22 protein-coding genes are annotated in these 21,212 nt (G+C 69.5%); 14 read left to right on the top strand and 8 right to left on the bottom strand.

The window, feature by feature from the left end; genetic code table 11:
* Nucleotides 1-5 precede the first annotated feature (5 nt).
* Nucleotides 6-1,508 carry an apolipoprotein N-acyltransferase gene (gene lnt / locus H609_RS0104230; protein ID WP_028484379.1) on the top strand — a complete coding sequence of 501 codons (1,503 nt, stop codon included), beginning with the start codon at nt 6-8 and terminating at the stop codon, nt 1,506-1,508.
* Between the two features lie 17 nt (nt 1,509-1,525).
* On the opposite strand, the gene H609_RS0104235 is transcribed toward lnt, so the two are convergent.
* Nucleotides 1,526-2,065: a zinc ribbon-containing protein gene (locus H609_RS0104235; protein WP_018865696.1), complete on the bottom strand. Its 540-nt coding sequence runs from the start codon at nt 2,063-2,065 to the stop codon at nt 1,526-1,528.
* Between the two features lie 108 nt (nt 2,066-2,173).
* Nucleotides 2,174-3,025 (bottom strand): DUF2189 domain-containing protein, encoded by an 852-nt coding sequence (locus H609_RS0104240; protein WP_028484380.1) that lies wholly within the window; start codon nt 3,023-3,025, stop codon nt 2,174-2,176.
* A gap of 246 nt (nt 3,026-3,271) precedes the next feature.
* On the opposite strand from H609_RS0104240, the gene leuS reads away from it, so the two are divergent.
* From leuS to H609_RS0104280, 8 genes are read left to right on the top strand one after another with little or no spacing between them, the layout of a single operon-like run.
* Complete coding sequence (leuS, locus tag H609_RS0104245; RefSeq protein ID WP_028484381.1) at nt 3,272-5,863, top strand: leucine--tRNA ligase; 2,592 nt, start codon at nt 3,272-3,274, stop codon at nt 5,861-5,863.
* Complete coding sequence (lptE, locus tag H609_RS0104250; protein ID WP_018878086.1) at nt 5,860-6,399, top strand: LPS assembly lipoprotein LptE; 540 nt, start codon at nt 5,860-5,862, stop codon at nt 6,397-6,399. The genes leuS and lptE overlap by 4 nt, the downstream gene beginning before the upstream one ends.
* On the top strand, nt 6,399-7,436 hold the full coding sequence (holA, locus tag H609_RS0104255) for a DNA polymerase III subunit delta (RefSeq protein WP_018878085.1): 1,038 nt from the start codon (nt 6,399-6,401) through the stop codon (nt 7,434-7,436). Before lptE ends, holA begins: the two co-directional genes overlap by 1 nt.
* Nucleotides 7,437-7,440: 4 nt before the next feature.
* A complete protein-coding gene (locus tag H609_RS0104260) occupies nt 7,441-8,745 on the top strand; it encodes a glutamate-5-semialdehyde dehydrogenase (RefSeq protein WP_028484382.1) in 1,305 nt (434 codons plus the stop codon).
* A 45-nt stretch (nt 8,746-8,790) separates the two neighbouring features.
* Nucleotides 8,791-9,441, top strand: coding sequence for a nicotinate-nucleotide adenylyltransferase (gene nadD / locus H609_RS0104265; RefSeq protein WP_018865702.1), 651 nt, complete (start codon nt 8,791-8,793; stop codon nt 9,439-9,441).
* An 8-nt stretch (nt 9,442-9,449) separates the two neighbouring features.
* Complete coding sequence (gene rsfS, locus H609_RS0104270; protein WP_026279156.1) at nt 9,450-9,842, top strand: ribosome silencing factor; 393 nt, start codon at nt 9,450-9,452, stop codon at nt 9,840-9,842.
* Between the two features lie 15 nt (nt 9,843-9,857).
* Nucleotides 9,858-10,328 (top strand): 23S rRNA (pseudouridine(1915)-N(3))-methyltransferase RlmH, encoded by a 471-nt coding sequence (gene rlmH, locus H609_RS0104275; protein WP_018881298.1) that lies wholly within the window; start codon nt 9,858-9,860, stop codon nt 10,326-10,328.
* Nucleotides 10,325-10,918 carry a nucleoside triphosphate pyrophosphatase gene (locus tag H609_RS0104280; RefSeq protein WP_196800891.1) on the top strand — a complete coding sequence of 198 codons (594 nt, stop codon included), beginning with the start codon at nt 10,325-10,327 and terminating at the stop codon, nt 10,916-10,918. The genes rlmH and H609_RS0104280 overlap by 4 nt, the downstream gene beginning before the upstream one ends.
* Before the next feature lie 21 nt (nt 10,919-10,939).
* Here the strand turns inward: H609_RS0104280 and H609_RS0104285 are convergent, their stop codons facing one another.
* Together H609_RS0104285 and H609_RS0104290 are read right to left on the bottom strand one after the other, a co-directional pair.
* On the bottom strand, nt 10,940-11,362 hold the full coding sequence (locus tag H609_RS0104285; RefSeq protein ID WP_028484384.1) for a DNA polymerase III subunit chi: 423 nt from the start codon (nt 11,360-11,362) through the stop codon (nt 10,940-10,942).
* Between the two features lie 16 nt (nt 11,363-11,378).
* Nucleotides 11,379-12,872, bottom strand: coding sequence for a leucyl aminopeptidase (locus tag H609_RS0104290; RefSeq protein ID WP_028484385.1), 1,494 nt, complete (start codon nt 12,870-12,872; stop codon nt 11,379-11,381).
* Between the two features lie 88 nt (nt 12,873-12,960).
* Here H609_RS0104290 and lptF point away from each other — a divergent pair, with 88 nt between their 5' ends.
* Genes lptF through H609_RS0104305 form a run of 3 tightly spaced genes read left to right on the top strand, consistent with a single transcriptional unit; the run spans nt 12,961 to nt 15,778 of the window.
* The gene (lptF, locus tag H609_RS0104295) at nt 12,961-14,067 is read left to right on the top strand and encodes an LPS export ABC transporter permease LptF (RefSeq protein ID WP_028484386.1); all 1,107 of its coding nucleotides are present in this window, start codon (nt 12,961-12,963) and stop codon (nt 14,065-14,067) included.
* A complete protein-coding gene (gene lptG, locus H609_RS0104300; protein ID WP_018876454.1) occupies nt 14,064-15,137 on the top strand; it encodes an LPS export ABC transporter permease LptG in 1,074 nt (357 codons plus the stop codon). The genes lptF and lptG overlap by 4 nt, the downstream gene beginning before the upstream one ends.
* Nucleotides 15,134-15,778 (top strand): GDSL-type esterase/lipase family protein, encoded by a 645-nt coding sequence (locus H609_RS0104305; RefSeq protein WP_018876453.1) that lies wholly within the window; start codon nt 15,134-15,136, stop codon nt 15,776-15,778. Before lptG ends, H609_RS0104305 begins: the two co-directional genes overlap by 4 nt.
* Nucleotides 15,779-16,091: 313 nt before the next feature.
* Here H609_RS0104305 and H609_RS0104310 read toward each other — a convergent pair whose 3' ends face one another.
* Nucleotides 16,092-16,631: an RDD family protein gene (locus H609_RS0104310; RefSeq protein WP_018865711.1), complete on the bottom strand. Its 540-nt coding sequence runs from the start codon at nt 16,629-16,631 to the stop codon at nt 16,092-16,094.
* A gap of 59 nt (nt 16,632-16,690) precedes the next feature.
* Here H609_RS0104310 and H609_RS0104315 point away from each other — a divergent pair, with 59 nt between their 5' ends.
* Nucleotides 16,691-17,044 (top strand): PilZ domain-containing protein, encoded by a 354-nt coding sequence (locus tag H609_RS0104315; protein WP_018865712.1) that lies wholly within the window; start codon nt 16,691-16,693, stop codon nt 17,042-17,044.
* A 7-nt stretch (nt 17,045-17,051) separates the two neighbouring features.
* Here H609_RS0104315 and glp read toward each other — a convergent pair whose 3' ends face one another.
* From glp to mobA, 3 genes are all read right to left on the bottom strand, one after another.
* Nucleotides 17,052-18,308, bottom strand: a complete 1,257-nt coding sequence (glp, locus tag H609_RS0104320) for a gephyrin-like molybdotransferase Glp (RefSeq protein ID WP_028484387.1) — start codon at nt 18,306-18,308, stop codon at nt 17,052-17,054.
* A 13-nt stretch (nt 18,309-18,321) separates the two neighbouring features.
* Complete coding sequence (gene mobB, locus H609_RS0104325) at nt 18,322-18,858, bottom strand: molybdopterin-guanine dinucleotide biosynthesis protein B (protein WP_018876451.1); 537 nt, start codon at nt 18,856-18,858, stop codon at nt 18,322-18,324.
* A gap of 63 nt (nt 18,859-18,921) precedes the next feature.
* Nucleotides 18,922-19,632: a molybdenum cofactor guanylyltransferase MobA gene (mobA, locus tag H609_RS0104330; protein WP_028484388.1), complete on the bottom strand. Its 711-nt coding sequence runs from the start codon at nt 19,630-19,632 to the stop codon at nt 18,922-18,924.
* Between mobA and H609_RS0104335 the strand changes: the two genes are divergently transcribed.
* Nucleotides 19,631-21,193, top strand: coding sequence for a nodulation protein NfeD (locus tag H609_RS0104335; RefSeq protein WP_026329842.1), 1,563 nt, complete (start codon nt 19,631-19,633; stop codon nt 21,191-21,193). The genes mobA and H609_RS0104335 overlap by 2 nt on opposite strands.
* Nucleotides 21,194-21,212 lie beyond the last annotated feature (19 nt).

Below are 21,212 nucleotides of genomic sequence, written 5' to 3' on the forward strand. Positions count from 1 at the left end.
CGGTCATGCCGATCCGTGTCGCGGACTTGCCGCCCTGGGCCGCGGGGCTGGTGGCCCTGCTGGCCGGGGCGGGGGCGACCCTGGCCTTTGCCCCGGTGGGCTGGTTCCTGGCGGCCCCGCTGGCCCTGGCCGCCTGGTTTGCCCTGCTGCCCGGGGTGACCCCGCGCCGGGCCGCCGGGATCGGCTATGCCTTTGGTCTCGGGTTCTTCGGCGTCGGGGTGACCTGGATCTTCAACAGCCTGCTGGTGTTCGGCCAGGCCCCGCTGGTCGTGGCCTCGCTGATTACCGTGCTGTTCGTGCTGGCCATGGCGGTCTATCCGGCGCTGCTGGCCGCGCTGGCGGCGCGCTTCCTGCCGCTGGGGCGTCCGGCCGGGATGCTGGCGCTGGCCGGTGGCCTGGTGCTGATGGAGCTGGCGCGCTCCTGGCTGTTCTCCGGCTTTCCCTGGCTCCTGTTCGGGCACACCGTGCTGGATACACCGCTGCAGCCCTGGTTGCCGCTGGCCGGCGAGCTGGGGGCAGGGCTGGTCGTGGCACTGCTGGCGGTGGCCGTGGTCAGCGTGTTCCGGGCCGGGCAGCGCGGGGCGGGCGCGGGGCTGGTCGGGGTGCTGGTGCTGGCCTCGCTCGTGCTGGGGCTCGCGCGCTGGGCGGAGCCGGGCGGCGAGGCGATCTCGGTGGCCATGGTGCAGGGCAATATCGATCAGGCACGCAAGTGGGATGCCGACGGCATCGAGTATTCGCTGGGGATCTACCAGGAACTGACCCGCGAGGCAGGGGACGTGGATCTGGTGGTCTGGCCGGAGACCGCGATCCCGGCGTTCTATGTGGAAGTGCAGCGCCCGCTGGGGCAGCTCGCGCAGTCGCTGGCGGAGCACGATGCCGAGCTGCTGGTCGGGGTGTTCGACCATGCTTCGGCCGGCCGTCACGTCTACAACTCGGTGATCAACGTGACCACCGGCGCGGGGTACAACAAGCGCCAGCTGGTCCCGTTCGGCGAATATATCCCGCTGCGCGGCCAGCTCGACTGGCTGGACCGGCTGCTGGCGATCCCGATGTCCGACCTGTCCCCGGGGACCGGTGACGGGCGCATGCGGGTGGCCGGCCAGACGGCCGGGGTCAGCATCTGTTACGAGTCTGCGTATTCGCGCCACATCCGGGCCGCGCTGCCGGAGGCGGGATTCCTGGTCAATGTCTCCAACGACGCCTGGTTCGGCGACAGCCTGGCGCCGGCCCAGCATCTGCAGATCGCCCGGGTGCGGGCGGTGGAGACCGGGCGCCCGATGATCCGCGCGACCAATACCGGGATCTCGGCCCTGATCGATGCCGATGGCCGCATCCTGGAACGTTCGGGCTTCTTTACCCGCGAGGTAGTCACCGGCACCCTGCAGCCGCGCCAGGGCGTGACGCCGGCGACCGCCACCGGGGCGGGGCCGGCCGTGCTTGCCGCGCTGGTGCTGGTGGTTGCCGGTGCCGCCGTCGGGCGCCGGCGCGGCGCCCGCGGGCCCGACTGAACCTGTCCCCGGAGGGGTTATTCCGCCTCGGTGCCCCCGGGGCCGCGGCGGAAGGTGGTGTTGTGGCAGTTGGAGCACGGGGGGATGCGGCCGACCCGGGTCATGTGCAGCGGATGGCCGCACTTCTTGCACAGCAGTTCGCCCGGTCCGGTGATCTCGCCGGTGTGCCACTCGCCCATCACCTGGGCGCGCGCGGTCAGTTCGGTGATCTCGATCCGGGTGCGGTCGGCGATCCGCTCCAGGGCGTTCTTGATGCCGGCCTCGATCAGGCCCAGATCGATCTGCAGCCAGCCGCGCCAGTCAGAGCTGCGACTGTCCAGGTAGGCGCCGAGGTCCTGCAGGTCGCGGCGCAGGTAGTCCATCACCTCGTGGGCCTCTTCGCGGGTCAGGTCGCTGGCCTTCTGCACACGGTCGCGGGCGTTCTCCAGGGCCTCGGTGATGGCCTTGCTGGTCTTGTCTTCCAGCTTCTCGAGGTCCTCGGTGACCTCGTTCAGCATGCGGTGATAGGCATCGCTCAGGCGCGATTCGCGCTCTTGATCCTTCTGTTCTTCGCTCATCGGCCTCTCCTTTGCGAGCGTAGATGGTGGCGTGTCCCTAACGTTAGCACGAGCGCGGTCGTCCCCGGAGCCCGCGCCCCGGGGACGACCGCGCTTGCCTGTCGGAGCTCAGCTTGCCTCGACCATATCCCGGTAGCCATGCCACATGGCGAAGCCCAGCCACGGGAAGATCACGATCAGGGCCAGCAGGGCGGTTGCGATCGACACCATGAACAGGGCCGTGATGATCAGGGCCCACAGAATCAGGGTGCCCGGGTTGTGGTTGAAGGCCTTCAGGCTGACACCAATGGACTCGATCAGGCTCTTTTGCGAGGCCTCTTCACGCACCCGGTGATCCAGCAGGGCCGGGATGGTCGCCAGGCTCAGGGCGAAGACCACCAGCCCGAACACGATGGCGGCCAGCACGACCCCCACCAGCGAGATGATCCCGGCGCCGCTGCCGAGCATCGCACCCACCAGATGGTGCAACTGCCCCATCATGGCGAGTTCGCCGATGTTGAGGACCGCGATCCACATCCACACGAAACTGGCCCAGATCACGAACAGCACGGCCAGGAGCGCGGCGAAGCCCCAGATCGAGCCACCGAGGGTGCCCAGCCAGCCGAGGCCGGCACCGCCCGGCCGGTCGCGCTCCTTCTGCAGGGCCAGGTAGTTCACGCCCACCGCGAGTACAGGCCCCAGCAGCAGGATGCCGGCCAGGAAGGAAAAGGCCATCCACGGCTGGTTCCACGACAGGCCCAGCAGTATCAGGCTGGCCACGGCGATCACCAGGCCGTGCACGAGGGCCACCGGCGTCTGCCAGAGGTCACGCCAGCCCTTGCCGAGCCAGGTGCCGAGGTCCTCGGGCGCGACTTCGCGGATCGCGGGCGAGTCGGTTTCGGGCGTATGTTCGGGATGGGTCTCGCCCAGATCCTCGGGGTAGGCCCGCTGCACAACGGGGATTTCGTCCTTCTCGTGCATGTCCTTCCTCCTTGGAACGTCAGGTTCAACGTTTCCGGTTGCTTTACCCAGTGAGGCAGTCCGGGCCGGGGGCATGTTCCTGAATTGACGTGACGCGGTTCACAGGCCGCCGGTGATCCGGGTGTCCCTCCGGATCTCTGCCCTGCGCCGCGCGAGGCTGCGGGGCGCTGTTTCCCTTGGAGGGGGTGGGGGGCGCTGGTATTCTGCGCAGTTCTTTGTTTTCGGCGATCAGGACAGGTGAGGCGCATGCAGGAGCACTATTCCCCCGAGGCGGTCGAGGCGCAGGCACAGCGCCAGTGGGAGGAGGCCGACTGCTTCCGCGCGCGCGAGGATGCCCCCGGCGAGCCGTTCTACTGCCTGTCCATGTTCCCCTACCCCTCGGGCAAGCTGCACATGGGGCATGTGCGCAACTACACCATCGGCGACGTGATCGCGCGCTTCCAGCGCATGCAGGGCAAAAGCGTGCTGCAGCCGATGGGCTGGGATGCCTTCGGCCTGCCCGCCGAGAACGCGGCCATGCAGAACCACGTGCCACCGGCCGCCTGGACGCGCCAGAACATCGAGCAGATGCGAACCCAGCTCAAGCGCCTGGGCTTTGCCTACGACTGGTCGTGCGAGTTCGCCACCTGCGATGCCGACTACTATCGCTGGGAACAGTGGCTGTTCGTGCGCCTGCTGAAGAAGGGCCTGGTCTATCGCAAGAAGGCGACCGTGAACTGGGACCCGGTGGACCAGACCGTGCTCGCCAACGAGCAAGTGATCGAGGGCCGCGGCTGGCGTTCCGGCGCGGTGGTCGAGCGCCGCGAGATGCCGCAGTGGTTCCTGCGCATCACCGACTACGCCGACGAACTGCTGGAGGCGCTGGACGAGCTGGACGGCTGGCCGGATCAGGTGCGCACCATGCAGCGCAACTGGATCGGGCGTTCCGAGGGCGTGGAGCTGGAATTCGCGGTGGATGGCGGCGAGCCGCTGACTGTCTACACCACGCGCCCGGATACCCTGTTCGGGGTCTCCTACATGGCCCTGGCCCCGGAACACCCGCGGGTGCAGGCGCTGGCGGAGCAGGATGCCGAGCTGGCCGCGTTCGTCGCCGACTGCGCGCAGGGCGGGGTGGCCGAGGCGGACCTGGCCACCATGGAGAAGAAGGGCCGCTCGCTGGGCTTCACCGCGCGCCACCCGCTGACCGGCGAGGATGTCCCGGTCTGGGTCGCCAACTTCGTGCTGATGGAGTACGGCACCGGCGCGGTGATGGCCGTGCCTGCGCACGACGAGCGCGACCACGAATTCGCGACGAAATACGGCCTGCCGATCCGCCAGGTGATCGCCCCGGCGGATGGCGCCGAGGTCGACGTGCACCAGGCCGCGTTCACCGAGGCCGGCGTGCTGGTGAACTCCGGGGAGTTCGACGGCCAGGACTCGGAGGCGGCGAAGGCCGCGATCGCCGAGCACCTGGAGCAGGCCGGGATCGGCCGGCGCCGGCGCAACTACCGCCTGCGCGACTGGGGCATCTCGCGCCAGCGCTACTGGGGTTGCCCGATCCCGGTGATCCACTGCGACACCTGCGGTGCCGTGCCGGTGCCGGAGGCGGACCTGCCGGTGCGCCTGCCGGAGGACGTGATCCCGGACGGGGCCGGTTCGCCGCTGGCACGCATGCCCGAATTCTTCGAGGCGACCTGTCCGGAATGCGGGAAGCCGGCGCGGCGCGAGACCGACACCTTCGACACCTTCTTCGAGTCCAGCTGGTACTTCGCCCGCTACGCCTGCGCCGACAATGAAACGGCCATGCTCGATGCGCGCGCCGATCACTGGCTGCCGGTGGACCAGTACGTCGGCGGCATCGAGCACGCGGTGCTGCATCTGCTGTATGCGCGCTTCTTCCACAAGCTGCTGCGCGACGAGGGCCTGCTGGCCTCGGACGAGCCGTTCACCCGCCTTTTGACCCAGGGCATGGTGATCGCGCCGACCTTCTACCGCGAGCGCGGTGACGGCGGGAAGGACTGGATCAACCCGGCGGATGTCGAGCTGGAGCGCGCCGAGGACGGCTCGGTGAAGGCCGCGCGCCACTGCGAGGACGGGCAGCCGGTGGTCATCGGCGGCATGGAGAAGATGTCCAAGTCGAAGAACAACGGCGTGGACCCGCAGGCCCTGATCGAGCGCTTCGGCGCGGATACCGCGCGGCTGTTCACCATGTTCGCCGCGCCCCCGGACCTGTCGCTGGAGTGGTCCGACTCCGGCGTCGAGGGCGCGCAGCGCTTCATCAAGCGCCTGTGGCGGGCGGTGCACGAGCACGTGAATGGTGATGCCCCGGGTGCGCTGGATGTGGACGCGCTGGACGACGCTGGGCGCGAGCTGCGGCGCAAGCTGCACGACACCATCGCCAAGGTCACCGACGACATCGGCCGGCGCCAGACCTTCAACACGGCGGTGGCCGCGAACATGGAGCTGCTGAACGACCTCGGCAAATTCCCGAAGGATGGTGCGCAGGCCGCGGCCGTGCGCCAGGAGGCCCTGGAAGGCGTCGTGCGCATGCTGGCGCCGATCATCCCGCACGTGACCGAGACCCTGTGGCGCGCGCTGGGCCATGACGAGCTGGTCGCGACCACCGCCTGGCCGACGGTCGACGAGGCCGCGCGCCAGGCCGCACAGGAGACCCTGGCGGTGCAGGTGAACGGCAAGCGCCGCGCCGAGATCGCGGTCCCGGCCGGCGCTGACAAGGACGCCATCGAGAGTGTTGCCCGCAACGACGAGAACGTACAGCGCCATCTCGAGGGCCACCATGTGGTCAAGGTGATCGTGGTCCCGGGCCGGCTGGTCAACTTCGTGGTGAAGCCGCAATGACCGCCCTGCTGCGCGCCGCGCTGGTCCTGGTGCTGGTGGCTGCACTGGCCGCCTGCGGTTTCCAGCTGCGCGGCAGTGGCGAGTGGCCGGAGGCGCTGCAGCCGGTCCAGATCACCGGGATCAATGCGCGTGATTCGCTGTACCGCGAGCTGGCCGTGACCCTGGGCTCCGCCGGCGTGGAGATCGTCAACCAGCGCCCCGAGGGGCAGGGCGCGATCCTCGAGATCCGCTCGGTCAACGACCAGCGTCGCACCCTGTCGGTGACCGAGGCGGCGCGGGTGTCCGAGTACGAGTTGATCCGCACGGTCGAGGTCCGCCTGCGCCCGGTCGACGGCGAAGCAGTGGACCTGGGGCCGCTGCGCGCCTCGCGCATCTACCTGTTCGACGGGACCGCCGTGCTCAGCCGTGGCGAGCGCGAGGCCACGCTGCGCGAGGCGATGGACCGCGACATCGTGGGTCAGCTGCAGCGCCGGATCGCGGCACTGACCGAGCCGGACGGCCGCCTGCGCGAACCGGCGGAGGAGCCGGCCCCGTAATGGCGCTGGATATCGCCCGCCTGGAGCAGGATCTCGCCCGCGGGCTGGCGCCGATCTACCTGCTGCTGGCCGAGGAGCCGCTGCAGGCGATCGAGGCGGCCGACGCGATCCGCGCGGCCGCCCGCGAGCAGGGCTTCCTCGAGCGCACGGTGCTGGACCTGACCGCACAGTCCGACTGGGGGCCGTTCGAGGCCGCGATCCGCGACCGCTCGCTGTTTGCCGAGCGCACGGTGCTGGACCTGCGCCTGGCCACCGGCAAGCCGGGCAAGACCGGTGGCGACCACCTGAAGGCCTACGCCGGCGATCCGCAGGACGATCTGGTGCTGTTGCTCCAGTTGCCGCGTCCGGACCGCGATATGCGCCGGGCGGCCTGGTTCAAGGCCCTGGAAAACCGTGCGGTGGTGATCCATGCGCGGCCGGTGCCGCCGGCCCAGCTGGGCAGCTGGATCCGCGCGCGCCTGCAGAAGAACGGGCTGCGCATCACCGACCCGGCGCTGGCGCTGCTGGTCGCGCGGGTGGAGGGCAACCTGCTGGCCGCGCGCCAGGAGATCGAGAAGCTGGCGCTGGCCGGCGTGACCGAGATCGACGAGACGGTGCTGGCGGAGGCCACCACCGACGCCGCGCGTTTCGAGCTGTTCGCCCTGGCCCCGACCGCGCTGCGCGGCGATGTCCGCCACGCGTTGCGCATGCTGGAGGGCTTGCTGGAGGAGGGCCAGGCGGAGCCGCTGATCCTGTGGGCGCTGGCGCGCGAATGCCGGCTGCTGGTGCAGGCGATGGAGCGCAAGGCCGCCGGCGCGCCCGACAAGGAGGCCTTCCAGGGCAGCTTCGGCGATGGCCAGAAGGCCCTGCGCCAGGCCATGTCGCGGCTGAGCTTGACGCAGGCGCGGGGCCTGCTGGCCGAGGCCGCGCGCGTGGATCGCGTGATCAAGGGTCAGGAAAACGGCAATGCCCGGCAGGGGTTGCTAGACTTGGTGGCCCGTATGGCGGGGCGCCCGCTGACCGTGGCCGAACCCGCCCTGAACCCGGAACGAGTCTGACCGCATGAACGCTGCCGTGAACCCCACCGAATCCGTAGCCGACGATGTGATCGCCCAGGTCGAGGCGCTGGGCCGTGCCGCGCGCGTGGCCTCGCGGCGCATGGCCGAGGCCGAGCCGGGCGCGAAGAACGCGGCCCTGCACGCGATCGCCGAGGGCATCGCCGCGCGCCGTGCCGAACTGGCGGAGGCCAACAGCCGCGACCTGGAGGCGGGACGCGAGCGCGGCCTGGACGCCGCGATGCTGGATCGCCTGGCGCTGACCGATGCCCGCATCGACACCATGATCGAGGGCTGCCGCCAGGTGGCGGGCCTGCCCGATCCGGTGGGCACCATCTCCGACATGGCCTATCAACCAAGCGGCATCCAGGTCGGCCAGATGCGCGTGCCGCTGGGCGTGATCGGCATCATCTACGAGTCGCGCCCGAACGTGACCATCGACGCCGCCGCGCTGTGCCTGAAGTCCGGCAACGCCGCGATCCTGCGCGGCGGCTCCGAGGCCCTGCACTCCAACCAGGCCCTGGCCGCGATCATCCAGGCCGGGCTGGAGCAGGCCGGGCTGCCGCGCGAGGCGGTGCAGGTGGTGCCGACCACCGACCGCGCGGCGGTGGGCGCGCTGCTGCGCATGCCGCAGTACGTGGACGTGATCGTGCCGCGCGGTGGCAAGGGCCTGATCGAACGCGTCAGCAACGAGTCGCAGATCCCGGTGATCAAGCACCTGGACGGCGTCTGCCACGTGTACGTGGACGGCGGGGCCGATCTCGACAAGGCGCTGGCGGTCGCGGTGAACGCCAAGACCCAGCGCTATGGCACCTGCAACACCATGGAGACGCTGCTGGTGCACGCGGATCAGGCCGAGGCCTTCCTGCCGCGCCTGGCGACGGCCCTGGCGGAACATCAGGTGAGCCTGCGAGGCTGCGCGCGCACCCGGGCCATCCTCGCGCACACCGGGACGGACATCGCCGAGGCCACCGAGGACGACTGGGTGGCCGAGTACCTGGGACCGATCCTCGCGATCCGCGTGGTTGACGACCTGGACGCGGCGATCGACCACATCAACACGTATGGCTCGCACCATACCGACAGCATCGTGACCGAGGACTACACCCGGGCCCGGCGCTTCCTGCGCGCGGTGGACTCCAGCTCGGTGATGGTGAACGCCTCCACCCGTTTCGCCGATGGCTTCGAGTACGGCCTGGGTGCGGAGATCGGCATCTCCACCGACAAGCTGCACGCGCGCGGTCCGGTGGGCCTGCATGGGCTGACGACCCTCAAGTATGTGGTGTTCGGCGACGGTCATGTGCGTAGCTAAGAAAGACGTGCGATTGGATCAGCGTCTCCCTGGGGCACGCCCGGCGTGATCGGGATCCTCGGCGGCACCTTCGACCCGATCCACTTCGGGCATCTGCGTCCGGCGCTGGAGATCCAGCAGCATCTGGGCCTGGAACGGGTACACTTCATCCCCTGCCACGTGCCGCCGCATCGCGCGAGCCCGGGCACCGGCAGCGACGACCGGCTGGCGATGGTGGAGAGTGCCATCGCGGACGTGCCGGGGTTTGTGGCCGATCGCCGTGAACTGGATCGCGAAGGGCCGTCCTACACCGTCGACACCCTGCTCAGCTTCCGCGAGGAGCTGGGGCCGGAGGCACCGCTGGTGCTGATCATGGGCATGGACGCCTTCGCCGGCCTGCCGTCGTGGAACCGCTGGAAGCAGATCTTCGATCTGGCGCATATCGTGGTCTCGCATCGTCCCGGCAGCCCGGCCTCGCAGGATCTGGGGGGCTGGCTGGGTAATGCCGCAACCCGCGACCCGGCGGTGCTGCGCAATGCCCCGGGCGGGCGGGTCTATTTCCAGCCGGTGACCCAGCTCGATATCTCCGCCACCGCGATCCGGGATGAACTGCAGGCCGGGCGCAGCCCGCGCTTCCTGCTCCCCGGCGCCGTCAATCGCTACATCCACGACCGCGGCCTGTACCGGGCCGTGTCGAACCGCAATCACGGGATATGACCGACAGCATGAACAGTGAACAACTCCTGGAGCTGGTGACCACCGCTCTGGACGACATGAAGGCCCAGAACATCCGCAGCATCGACGTCCGCGGCAAGACCACGCTGGCAGACTACATGGTGATCGCCTCCGGGACCTCCGGGCGTCACGTGCAGTCCACCGCGGAGTCGGTGGCAATGAAGGCCAAGGAGGCCGGCATCCAGCCGCTGGGGGTCGAGGGCCAGGAGAGCCAGGAGTGGGTGCTGGTGGACCTGAACGACGTGATCGTCCACGTGATGCTCCCGGAGACCCGCGACTTCTACAACCTGGAAAAGCTCTGGCTGGCCGAGGAGGCCGCGGATACCGAAAAGGCCGCGCCCGAGGACCCCAGCCTGGAGCGCGTCCGCCGCCTGCGCGGCTGACCGGGGCGCGCCGCCATGCGCCTGGACCTGATTGCGATCGGCAAGCGCATGCCGGACTGGGTGGCGGCCGGGTTCGACGAGTACGCCGGTCGTCTGCCGCGCGAGCTGAACCTGAACCTGCAGGCCCTGGCCGGCCCCTCCGGGGCCAAGTCCATGGATACGGCCACGCTGCTGCGGCGCGAGGGCGAGATCCTGCTGAAGGCCATCCCCGAGGGCGCCCGCGTGATCCTGCTGGACGAGCGCGGGAAGGGCGTGGACACCAAGAGTGTCGCGCGGCGCCTGGCGGACTGGCAGCAGGACGGGCGCGATGTCGCGCTGGTGATCGGCGGGGCCGCGGGGCTGGATGAGGCCGTGCGCGCCCGTGCGGAATGGGCCTGGTCGCTGTCGCCGCTGACCTTCCCGCACATGCTGGTGCGGGTGCTGGTCGCCGAGCAGCTCTACCGCGCCTGGTCGCTGCTGAACAACCACCCCTACCACCGCGCGTGACGCCCGTGGCCCATCCGCTGCTGCTGGCCTCCGCATCCCCGCGCCGCCGCGAACTGCTGGAGCAGATCCAGCTCGCCTACGAGGTGGCCCCGATGGACGTGGACGAGACCCCACGCCCGGGCGAGTCCCCGGAGGTGCTGGTCGAGCGCCTCGCCATCGCCAAGGCCGAGGCGGCCATCGCGTGCGGCATCCCGGGGCAGTGGGTGCTGGCCGCGGATACCGTCGTCGCGGTGGGCGACGAGGCCCTGGGAAAGCCCGCGGATTGCGCCGATGCCGAGGCCATGCTGCAACGCCTTTCCGGCTGGGAGCACCGGGTGGTATCCGGCATGGCGCTGGGCCGGCCCGGTGCATCCATGCGGGCGCGTACCGTGACGACCCGCGTGCGCATGCGCCCGCTGACGTCATCCGACATCGCGGCCTACTGGGCGACCGGCGAGCCGCGTGGCAAGGCCGGCGCCTATGCCATCCAGGGGCGCGGTGCCGCCTTTGTCGAATGGATCGAAGGGTCCTACACCAATGTGGTCGGCCTGCCCCTGTTCGAGCTGGAGGCCTGGCTGCGCGAGATTCCCGACCCGCCACCGCGCGTCTGAACCGCCGCCGTCAGCGCCCCTTTACTGGATGTTGTGGTGCTCCAGCGGGTAGCCGCGTTCCTTGAAGTAGCGGTAGCGGGCGCGGCCCGCGTCGCGTTCCGACTCCTCGCCGCCGACGATATCCGCGACGCGCTCGAAGCGCCCGCAGTACTCCGGCACCTCCGGCGCCAGGTTGATCAGCACGTCGCAGCGATCCGACGGGGCATGGGCCTCGTGCAGGGAGACCGGGACTTCCGCATCGCGCACATCGGTGCTGTGCGGCAGGAACGCGGTGTCCTCGAAGGTCCACAGCCACTCGTCCAGCGTGCGCGTCAGCTCCGGCGAGCCGGTGTGGATGTGCACGCGATGCCCCTGGCCGCTGGCCTTTTTCGCCAGGCGGCAGGTGAAGCGCAGGCGCGCCTCGGGGGCCGGGTCCTGCAGCAGGTAGAAGCTGACGTGGGTCATCCGCGCCCGACCCGGATCAGGCCTGGTCGAGCAGGTAGCGCATCAGCATCGGCACCGGGCGGCCGGTCGCGCCCTTCTCCTTGCCGCTTTTCCAGGCCACGCCGGCGATGTCGACATGCGCCCAGGTGTAGTCCTCGGTATAGCGCGACAGGAAGCAGGCGGCGGTGATGGTGCCGGCCGGGCGCCCTCCGATATTGGCCATGTCGGCGAAATTGCTCTTCAGCTGTTCCTGGTACTCCGGCCACAGCGGGAGCTGCCAGCCGCGATCGCCGGTCTCCTCGCCGGCGGCCAGCAGGCGTTTGATCAAGGGTTCCTTGTTGCCCAGGATCGCCGCGCCCTGATGGCCCAGCGCGATGATGCAGGCCCCGGTCAGGGTGGCGATGTCGATGACCGCCTTCGGCTTGTAGCGCTCGACCCAGGTCAGCGCATCGGCCAGCACCAGGCGGCCCTCGGCGTCGGTGTTCAGGATCTCGACGGTCTGCCCGGACAGGGTGGTGACGATGTCGCCGGGGCGCGTCGCGCGGCCGTCGGGCATGTTCTCGGCACTGGTGACCACGCCGACCACATTGACTGGCAGCCCCAGCTCGCAGCAGGCCTCGATCACCCCGAACACGCTGGCGGCGCCGCACATGTCGTACTTCATCTCGTCCATCTCGGCGCCGGGCTTCAGCGAGATGCCGCCGGTGTCGAAGGTGATGCCCTTGCCGACCAGCACCACCGGGGCATCGCCCTTCTTGCCGCCGGAGTACTCCATCGCGATCAGGCGCGGCGGGCGCTCGGAACCCTTGCCCACCGCCAGGATCGCCCCGGCGCCGAGCTTCTCCAGGTCCTTCTCGTCCAGCACGGTGGCCTTCAGCGACTTGTACTGTTTCGCCATCTCGCGGGCGGTGTCGGCCAGGCTCTCCGGGTAGCAGACATTCGGCGGGGTGTTGCCCAGGTCCTTCGCGCGGTTCACGCCGGTGGCGATCGCCGCGGCCTCGGTGCAGGCCTGCTTCGCGGTCTCGGCGTCCTTGCGCTCCACGCACAGCTGGATCTTGTCCAGCTTCACCGGGGTGGTCTTCTCCTTGCCCTTGAACGGGGTGAAGCGGTAGGCGGCCTCCGAGATCGCCGCGACCAGGGTGTGCACCACCCAGGCGATGTCCTTGCCGCGCGGCTGGAAGTCCGCGACCGCGATCGCGGCGCTGGTGGCCGGGCGCTCGACCAGTGCGGCGGCCAGGGCCTGCGCCGCCTTGCGCGCGGCGCGGGCGTCGAAGTCCTTCTTCGCCCCCAGGCCGATCAGGAGTGCGCTACCCTTCCCCTGATTGCCTGGGCTGCCACCGCCGGGCAGCAACAGCCGGCTGCCGGCCTCGCCGTCCATCTCGCCGGCCTTCAGCAGTGCCGCGATCTCGCCGTCGCGCGCGGCATCCAGGGCGCTGGCGCCCGCGGCCGGCTTGCGCTTGTGATTGATGCCGGCGGCGCGGATCCCGGCGCGGGGTTTGTCGAGGGTCGAGGTGGTGACGGAGAATTGCATGAATGCCTCCCGAAAATGAGTTCCATCATGGTACCAGCGCCACGCGGCGACCGACCACGCGCCGCGCGGGCCGCGGGGTAATGCGCGCATGATTCTGCGCCGTGCCGAACGCTTCATCGCCCGCGAGCTGCTGGTCACCCAGACCGCGGTCACCATCGTCCTGCTGCTGGTCATCATCGGCGGCGTGCTGGCGCGGGTGCTGCGGGACGTCGCCGAGGGCACGATCCCGGTCGATTTTCTGCCGCCGCTGGTGGCCTTCGGTGCCTTCAAGGGCATTGTCTTCCTCTGGCCGGTGGCGCTGTTTCTGGCCTTCATGCTGGTGCTGGGCCGGTTGCAGCGCGACAGCGAACTGGTCGCGCTGCAGGCCAGCGGCATGTCCTTCGCCGCGCTTTATCGCGCGCTTTTGTGGGTGGCCGTGCCCGCGACGCTGCTGCTGCTGGTGCTGATGATGCTGGTGGTGCCGCGTACCGAGGCCCAGATCGATCAGTTCCGCGACCTGGCCGAGCAGCGCTCCGACCTGGTCGGGATTACCCCCGGGCGTTTCCTGCGCTCGCGGGTGGGCGAGCAGGTCTTCTTCGCCGAGCGCCTGAGCGAGGACCGCGAGGCCCTGCTGGAGGTGTTCATCTACCGCGAGGTGGAGGGCGAGGCACAGGTGACCGTGGCCGAGCGCGCGATCCCCGATCCCGGGGCGGAGGGTAGCGGCTTCCTGATCCTCGAGAACGGTTATCGCCACGTCGGTGTGCCGGGCGAAAGCAGCTTCCGCATGCTCGAGTTCGAACGCCTGCGGACCCAGATCACCGAACCGGACGTGGGTGCCGGAAGGCGCTCGCTGAACGCGATGTCGACGCTGGATCTCTGGGAACAGCGGCATCGCCCCGACCACCGCGCGGAGCTGGAATGGCGTCTCGCCATGCCGCTGTCGATCCTGGTGCTGAGCCTGATCGCGCTGCCGCTGGCGCAGGTGCCGCCGCGCACCGGCCGTTATGCGCGTATCCCGGCGGCGATCGGCGTCTACGTGCTGTATGCCAACCTGTTGATCCTGGGGCAGGGCCAGCTGGCGGACGGGCGCACGCCGCTGGCCCTGGGCCTGTGGTGGACGCACGGTTCGATGCTGGTGCTTTGGCTGGTGCTCGCCTGGCGCAAGGGCATGCTGGGCCTCGGCCGGGGCATGGAGCGTGACGAGGTGACGCCATGACGACGGTGCTGGGGCGCTACATTATGCGCCAGGTCCTGATCGGGACCGCACTGGCCGTGGTCCTGCTGGTGGCGCTGGATGCGGTGTTCGCGCTGATCGACGAGCTGCGCGACACCGGGCGAGGCAACTACGGGCTGACCGAGGCGCTTCTGTACGTGGCGCTGACCCTGCCGCGGCGGATGTACGACATGCTGCCGTCGGCGGCGTTGCTGGGTGGTCTTCTGTGGCTGGGCAATCTGGCCGCGAACAGCGAGCTGACCGCGATGCGTGCGGCCGGGATGACGCTGGGCCGCTTTATCGGCTGGGTGATGCAGGCCGGCCTGGTGGTCGTGGTGGCGATGGTGGTGGTGGGCGAGTTCTTCGCCCCGGCCGCCGAGAGCCGGGCGCAGAACCTGAAGGCGACCGCCTTCGACGAACAGCTGAGTGTGAGCCCGATCGGTCTTTGGGCACGCGATGGCCGGCGCATGGTGCAGGCGGATACCGTGTTGCCGGACAATCGGCTGATCGGGGTGCGCATCATCGAGTTGGATGCGAACCGCGAGCCGCGCGAGATCACGCGCGCCCAGAGCGCACAGTACGAGGGTGGGGTCTGGCGGCTGCAGGAGGTGGAACGCTCGCGGCTGTCGCTGGAACGTGTCGAGTCCGAGCGTCTGGAGACCGAGACCATCGAGCGTCTGATCGCACCGGAGTACTTTGACGTGCTGGTGGTCGAGCCGGGCCAGATGGCGGCGCAGAATCTGGCGCGCTATATCGACTACCTGCAGGAGAATCGCCTGGACTCGGCCCCCTATGAGGTCGCGTTCTGGCAACGCCTGACCCTGCCGGCCAGCACCTTCGTGATGCTGCTGCTGGCCATCCCGTTCCTGTTCGGTTCCCAGCGCGAGGGCGGGGCCGGCCGGCGGCTGTTCATCGGCATCGCGATCGGCGTGTCCTTCGCCATCGTGATGCGCGCGATGACCCACCTGGGGCTGGTCTACAACCTGCCGCCCTTCGTCGCCGCCAGCCTGCCGGTCGTGCTGTTCCTGATCCTGGCACTGGTGGCGCTTTATCGCATGGGGCGCCAGACATGATGGCCTGGCTGCGCGCGGGCTTCCTGCTGGGGCTGGTCGCCATGCTGGTGGCCTGCGGGAGCGGCGTCCCGGGCGACTTCGATCCGCTCCCGCGCCAGGCGACAGTACTGGCCTTCGGCGACAGTGTGACCCACGGGACCGGGGCCGGAGCGGGCGAGGACTACCCGGCGCGCCTGGCGGCGATCACCGGCTGGACGATCGTCAACGACGGGGTGCCCGGGGATCGCGCCAGCAGCGCCCGCGAGCGTCTCGCCCCGAGCCTGCGCGCGCACGAGCCCGATCTGGTGCTGATCTGGCTGGGTGGCAACGATTTCCTGCGCCAGCGCGACCCGGCCGCGGTGCGCGAGGATCTGCGTCTACTGGTGGAGACCGTTCGCGACCATGGAGCCCAGCCCCTGCTGCTGGGGGTGCCGCGGGCCTCCGCCCTGGGCGCGGCCACCGGCCGCCTGCGGGACGACCCGATCTACCGCGAGCTGGCGCACGAGGAACAGGTGCCCCTGATCGAGGGCGTGCTCTCGGGGGTGCTGTCCGAGAGCGATCTGCGCGCGGACCCGGTCCACCCCAACGCCCGCGGCTACCGCCGCATCGCCACCGAGATCGCCGAGGCCCTGGACGACCTCGGCCTCTGGCTCGCCCCCTGATGGTTGTGCACCACGAAGCGCACGAAGAAGGGCCAGGTCAAAAGCGATTGAACCACAGAGAGCACGGAGGGCACGGAGAAAATCGGTGTTTGTTTGGCGGCGGGCAGTGTGCCGACGTGCGCAATAGATCGCATCAAGCCTGCGGACCGACCACCCCCGGTAGATTTCGCGTGGCTCGACCCGTCCCGGCGAGGTTCGATCCGAAAGCCTTTCGGTTTTCTCCGTGTCCTCTGTGTTCTCCGTGGTGAATCCGCCCTTTGCCCTTCTTCGTGCCTTCGTGTGCTTCGTGGTGAAACAAACAACCGGATCGAGGTCAGGTCTTGCGGTTCTGTTTCCAGCGGGGTTTGGCTAGGCCGGGGATGCGCACCAGTTCGGTGCCGGTGAGCCAGTCGTGCAGCATCCAGCGCCGCGGATGGAACTGCGACAGGCCGATCGCGAACAGCGCCGCCGCGGTAACCACGGTAACGGCGACCGCGCCGTATTCGCGCACCGCCCAGATGGCCATCAGGATCACCAGCCACTGGGCGACCGCAACCAGATAGCGCAGCGTCGCCTGCCAGGCATTGACGGCGTGCCCGCCCTCGGTGCGCAGCTGGATGTTCCAGGCCTGCATGCCGAGCGTCTGCCCGGTGCGCGTCCAGAACCAGTAGAAGAACCCCCAGGCCACGATCAGGTTGAGCACGAAATGGGCGCGGGGCGAGTACAGCCCGGTGGTGTTGCCGAGGATGACCACCAGCAGGCCGAGGACCATCCAGATCGCCACCAGCAGCAGGGCGTCGTAGACGATGGCGGCCAGGCGGCGCAGCAGGCTGGAGGGCTGGCCGTCGATGGACGAGGCGGCGGTTTCGGTCATGGGCGTTCCGGGTGGTTCTGGATTTGGCCGCGGGTGCGGAGTGGGCGTAGTCTTGCCGCATGGAGCGACGCTTTCAACGTATCCCCCTGGAATTTCCGGCTACCCTGCTCACCGATGGCGGGGGCGGCCCGGTCCGGGTGGAGGATATCTCCCTGAAGGGCGTGCTGCTGGAGGGCGCGGATCTTCCCGCGATGGCCGATGGCGACGAGGTCAGTGTCGACATCCCGCTCAGCGAGGAGGCGCGGATCACCTTCGAGGGCCGGGTGCGCTGGCACGAGGGCCTGTGGCTGGGCGTGGAGATCGAGGCCATGCCGCTGGAATCCGCCTCCCACCTGCGCCGTCTGGTCGAGCTCAACCTCGGTGACGAGGCCCTGCTGGAGCGCGAATTCGCCGCGCTGATCCAGGCCGACTGACTCGGCCTCAGGGGGTCGGAAAGATCTCCCGGAACGGCAGGACCTCCACCCAGTCACCCGCACGGGCCCCGGCGGATTCGCGTGGCAGGACGACGTAGGCGTTGGCCTCGCTCATCGCGCGCAACTGATGTGAACCCTGGCCGCCGGCGGCGCGCACCACCCAGCCGCGTTCGTCGGTCTCCAGCACCGCGCGCTGGAAATCCTTGCGCCCGGGGGTCTTGTGGAGGTCTTCCAGCAGGCGTGCGTTCAGGGTCTGCGGTGCGGTCGCTGCGCGCCCGGCCAGCTGCTGCAGGGCCGGGCGCACCAGCAGGGCGAAGGTGGTCATTACGGCCACCGGGTTGCCCGGCAGACCGAAGAAGTGGGCCTGGCCGAAATGCCCGAAGGCCAGGGGGCGCCCGGGCTTGATGGCCAGCTTCCAGAAGCCGACCTGGCCGGAGGCCTGCAGCACGCGGGTCACATGGTCGGCATCGCCGACCGAGACCCCCCCGGTGGTGATGATCACGTCGGCCGTTGCCCCGGCACGCGTCAGGGCCTCGCGTACCGCATCCTCGGTGTCGCGGATGACACCGTAGTCCTGCACCTCGACCGGGTAGGCCGCGAGCAGCGCCCGCAGGGTGTGGCGGTTGCTGTCATGGATCTGCCCCGGGCCCAGTGGCTGGTCCACGGGCACCAGTTCGTCCCCGGTCGAGAAGAAGGCCACGCGCGGCCGGCGCAGTACATTCACCCGGGCAATGCCCTGACTCGCCAGCACCCCGATCTCGGCGGCGCCCAGGGTTTGTCCGGCGGCAAACAGCGGGGTCCCGGCGGCGGTGTCGCCACCCGCGCCGCGGATGTTGTGGCCCGTGGCGAGGTCGCCGTTTTGCAGAATGATGGTGGCGTCGTCCCGTTCCACCTGTTCCTGCATCACGACCAGTTCGGCCCCGTCCGGGACCACCGCGCCGGTCAGGATGCGCACGCACTGGCCCGGTTGCAGTTCGCCATCCCAGGGGTGCCCGGCCGCCGAGGTGCCGACCAGCGCCAGGCGTGCACCCTTGGTGGCGTCCGTCGCGCGCAGGGCGTAGCCATCCATCGCAGAGACCGCGGCCGGCGGCACGTCGATGCGCGCAGCCACGGGCTCCGCCAGAGTCCGCCCGAGGGCCTGCTCCAGCGCCACCGTCTCCTGTTCCTCGAGACACTGGCAGGCTTCCAGGATCGCGGTGCGGGCCTGTTCCAAGGTCTTGGCGTTGGGGTCGAACTCGTCGCAGCCGGGGGCAGCCTCGGGCATGGGGGTCTCCGGGTCAGGGGTGGATGTCCAGGTAGTCGATGACGAAGGCCGCCACCGCGTCGGGGTCGTTCACCGGCAGCAGCGGGCCGTCGAAGTCCAGCGTGGCGGCGTCGGTGGCGACCGCGACCACGCCGGGGATCTCGCGGTACAGCGGGGCCTTGCCCACCGACGGCCGATGCACCTCGATCTTGGGCAGGTCCCATTGCTTGAAACCCTCGACCAGGATCAGGTCGGAGCGGCGCGGGTCCAGGCGCGCGCAGAGCATGTCCAGGTCCGGCACGCGGCCGTCGTCGGTCTCCGGGGTCTCCACCATCAGGGCGTAACGCCGACCGGAGGCCACCAGCATCTGGTCGGCGCCGGCATGGCGCAGTTCATGACTGTCCTTGCCCGGCTTGTCCACGTCGAACTCGTGGTGGGCATGCTTGATCATCGCCGGGCGCAGGCCGCGGGCACGCAGGGCCGGGATCACGCCCTTCAGCAGGGTGGTCTTGCCGCTGCCGCTCCAGGCGGCGAAGCCGATGCGCGGGAGGTTGGAGGTGGACTGGATCATGGTGGCCTGCCTGCGTTATGCGCGTCCGAGTATAGCGAGATCCGGCCGGGGCGGGAGGGGCGCTCAGCCCATCAGGTCCCCGGGGGTGTTGATGTTGGCGAATGCCTCCGGCTGATCGGAGAAGTCCACCGTGATCGCGCCGATCTCGTGAAACCAGCGTCCCACCGCCAGCGAACCATGCGCGAGATCCGCTTGCAGGCGCGGCGCCACCGTCGGCCCGAGGAGGGCAAACAGCGGCTGCAGGCGGTTGCCGTCGTGGGCAATGGCGGCCGGCGCCGGGTGGGCCTCCAGGGCCTGGCGCAGGCGGTACTCCAGGTCCAGGGGCAGCGCGGGTGCGTCCACCGGCGCGCACAGGATCGCGTGGTCGGGGAAGGCCGCGAAGGCCGCGGCGATCCCGGCCAGCGGGCCGCGATAATCGGCGTGGGAATCGGTCAGGACGGGAAACCCCAGCGCTTGATAACGGTCGATATCGGTATTGCTGCTGATGGCCAGGCGCGGCGCCTGGGGGCGCAGGCGCGCGATGGCGTGTTCGACCAGGGGGCGGCCCCGATACTCGACCCAGCCCTTGTTGCGCCCGCCCATGCGCAGGCCCTGACCGCCGGCCAGTATCACGGCGGCGAGATTCTCGGGCGGGGTCTGCTTTGCCTGCGGGTCCATGCGGGTCTGCGGGTTCGGCGCGGGTCCGGCCTTTGGTTTATCGTGGTGGGCGAGTCGGCTGTCGCGTGTGCGCACGCAGTGTACGACGAATCCACCCTGACGGGAGAGGAAGCCCATGCGGGTTTCATTTGGACGCAAGGCAGGAGTGGGCGGAGGGCGCCGCTGGCGCCACCTGCTGTGGCTGACCCTCCTGGTGCTCGGGGCCGGCTGGCTGGCCGCCTCGAGCCTGGCCCAGACCGCGGATCGCCACGGCCTGTTGCTGACGGTGAATGACGCGATCGGCCCGGCCACCGGCGACTACATCCGCCGGGGGATCGAGCGGGCCGAGGCCGAGGACGCCGAGATCCTGGTCCTGATGCTGGATACCCCGGGCGGTCTGGATTCCAGCATGCGCAGCATCATCAAGAACATCCTGCAATCGGATGTGCCGGTGGTCACGTATGTCCACCCGGCGGGTTCCCGCGCGGCCAGCGCCGGCACCTACATGCTTTACGGGTCGCATGTCGCGGCCATGACCCCGGCCACCAATCTGGGATCGGCCACCCCGGTGCAGATGGGCGGCGGCGGGCTCCCGGGCATGGACCCGCCGGAGCCGGACGAGGACGCGCGCGACGATACGGAAACCGACGAGGCCAATGGCGAGGCGCGCGACGACGAAACCGACGCGGCGGATGAGCCTGCGGATGAGAATGGAGCCGCCAACGGCGAGGTCGAACCCGCCAGCGAGGAGGAACTGCTGGAGGACGACCCGGCCCCGCGCCGCGGCGGCGACGCGATGGAGCGCAAGGTGCTGGAGGACGCGGTGTCCTATATCCGCGGCCTGGCGGAACGCTACGGACGCAATGCCGACTGGGCGGAAGAGACCGTACGCGAGGGCTCCAACCTGACCGCGACCGCCGCGCTGGAGCAGAACGTCATCGACTTCGTGGCGGACAACCTGAGCGACCTGCTCGCCCAGATCGACGGGCATACCGTGCGCATGCACGACGGCGAGCGCACGCTGGCGACCGAAGGGCTGGAGATCGTGCGCATGGATCCGGACTGGCGTACCCAGTTGCTGTCCGTGATCACCAACCCGAACATCGCCTATATCCTGATGCTGCTGGGGATCTACGGCATCATCTTCGAACTGGCCAACCCGGGCGCGATCTACCCCGGCGTGATCGGTTCGATCGCGCTGATCCTGGCGTTCTTTGCGCTGCAGGTGATGCCGGTGAACTATGCGGGCCTGGCGCTGATGCTGCTGGGCATGATCTTCATGATTGCGGAGGCCTTCGTGCCCAGTTTCGGGGCGCTGGGCATAGGAGGCATCGTGGCATTCACAACCGGTTCCATCATTCTGTGGGACGACCCCAACCTGAACGTGGCCCTGCCACTGGTGATCGGCACGGCCATCGCCATCGGCATCCTGTCCGTCTGGGTGCTGGGACGGCTGTTCAGCCTGCGCGGCAAGAAGCCCGCCACCGGCTATGAAGAGATGATCGGGATGATCGGCGAGGCGCGCGAGGACTTCGATCGCAGCGGTCGGGTCTGGGTCCACAGCGAACAGTGGAACGCCGAGACCTCGGCACCGGTCCGCGAGGGACAGAAGGTGCGGGTGACCGCGATCGAAGGACTCAGGCTGCGGGTCGAACCCGTGACTGAAGAAGACACCCCGGGCACTGCCACGACCGGCTGACCGGTCGCCGCCGAGCCCA

Source organism: Thioalkalivibrio sp. ALE17 (genome assembly GCF_000425605.1).
Lineage (GTDB): Bacteria > Pseudomonadota > Gammaproteobacteria > Ectothiorhodospirales > Ectothiorhodospiraceae > Thioalkalivibrio.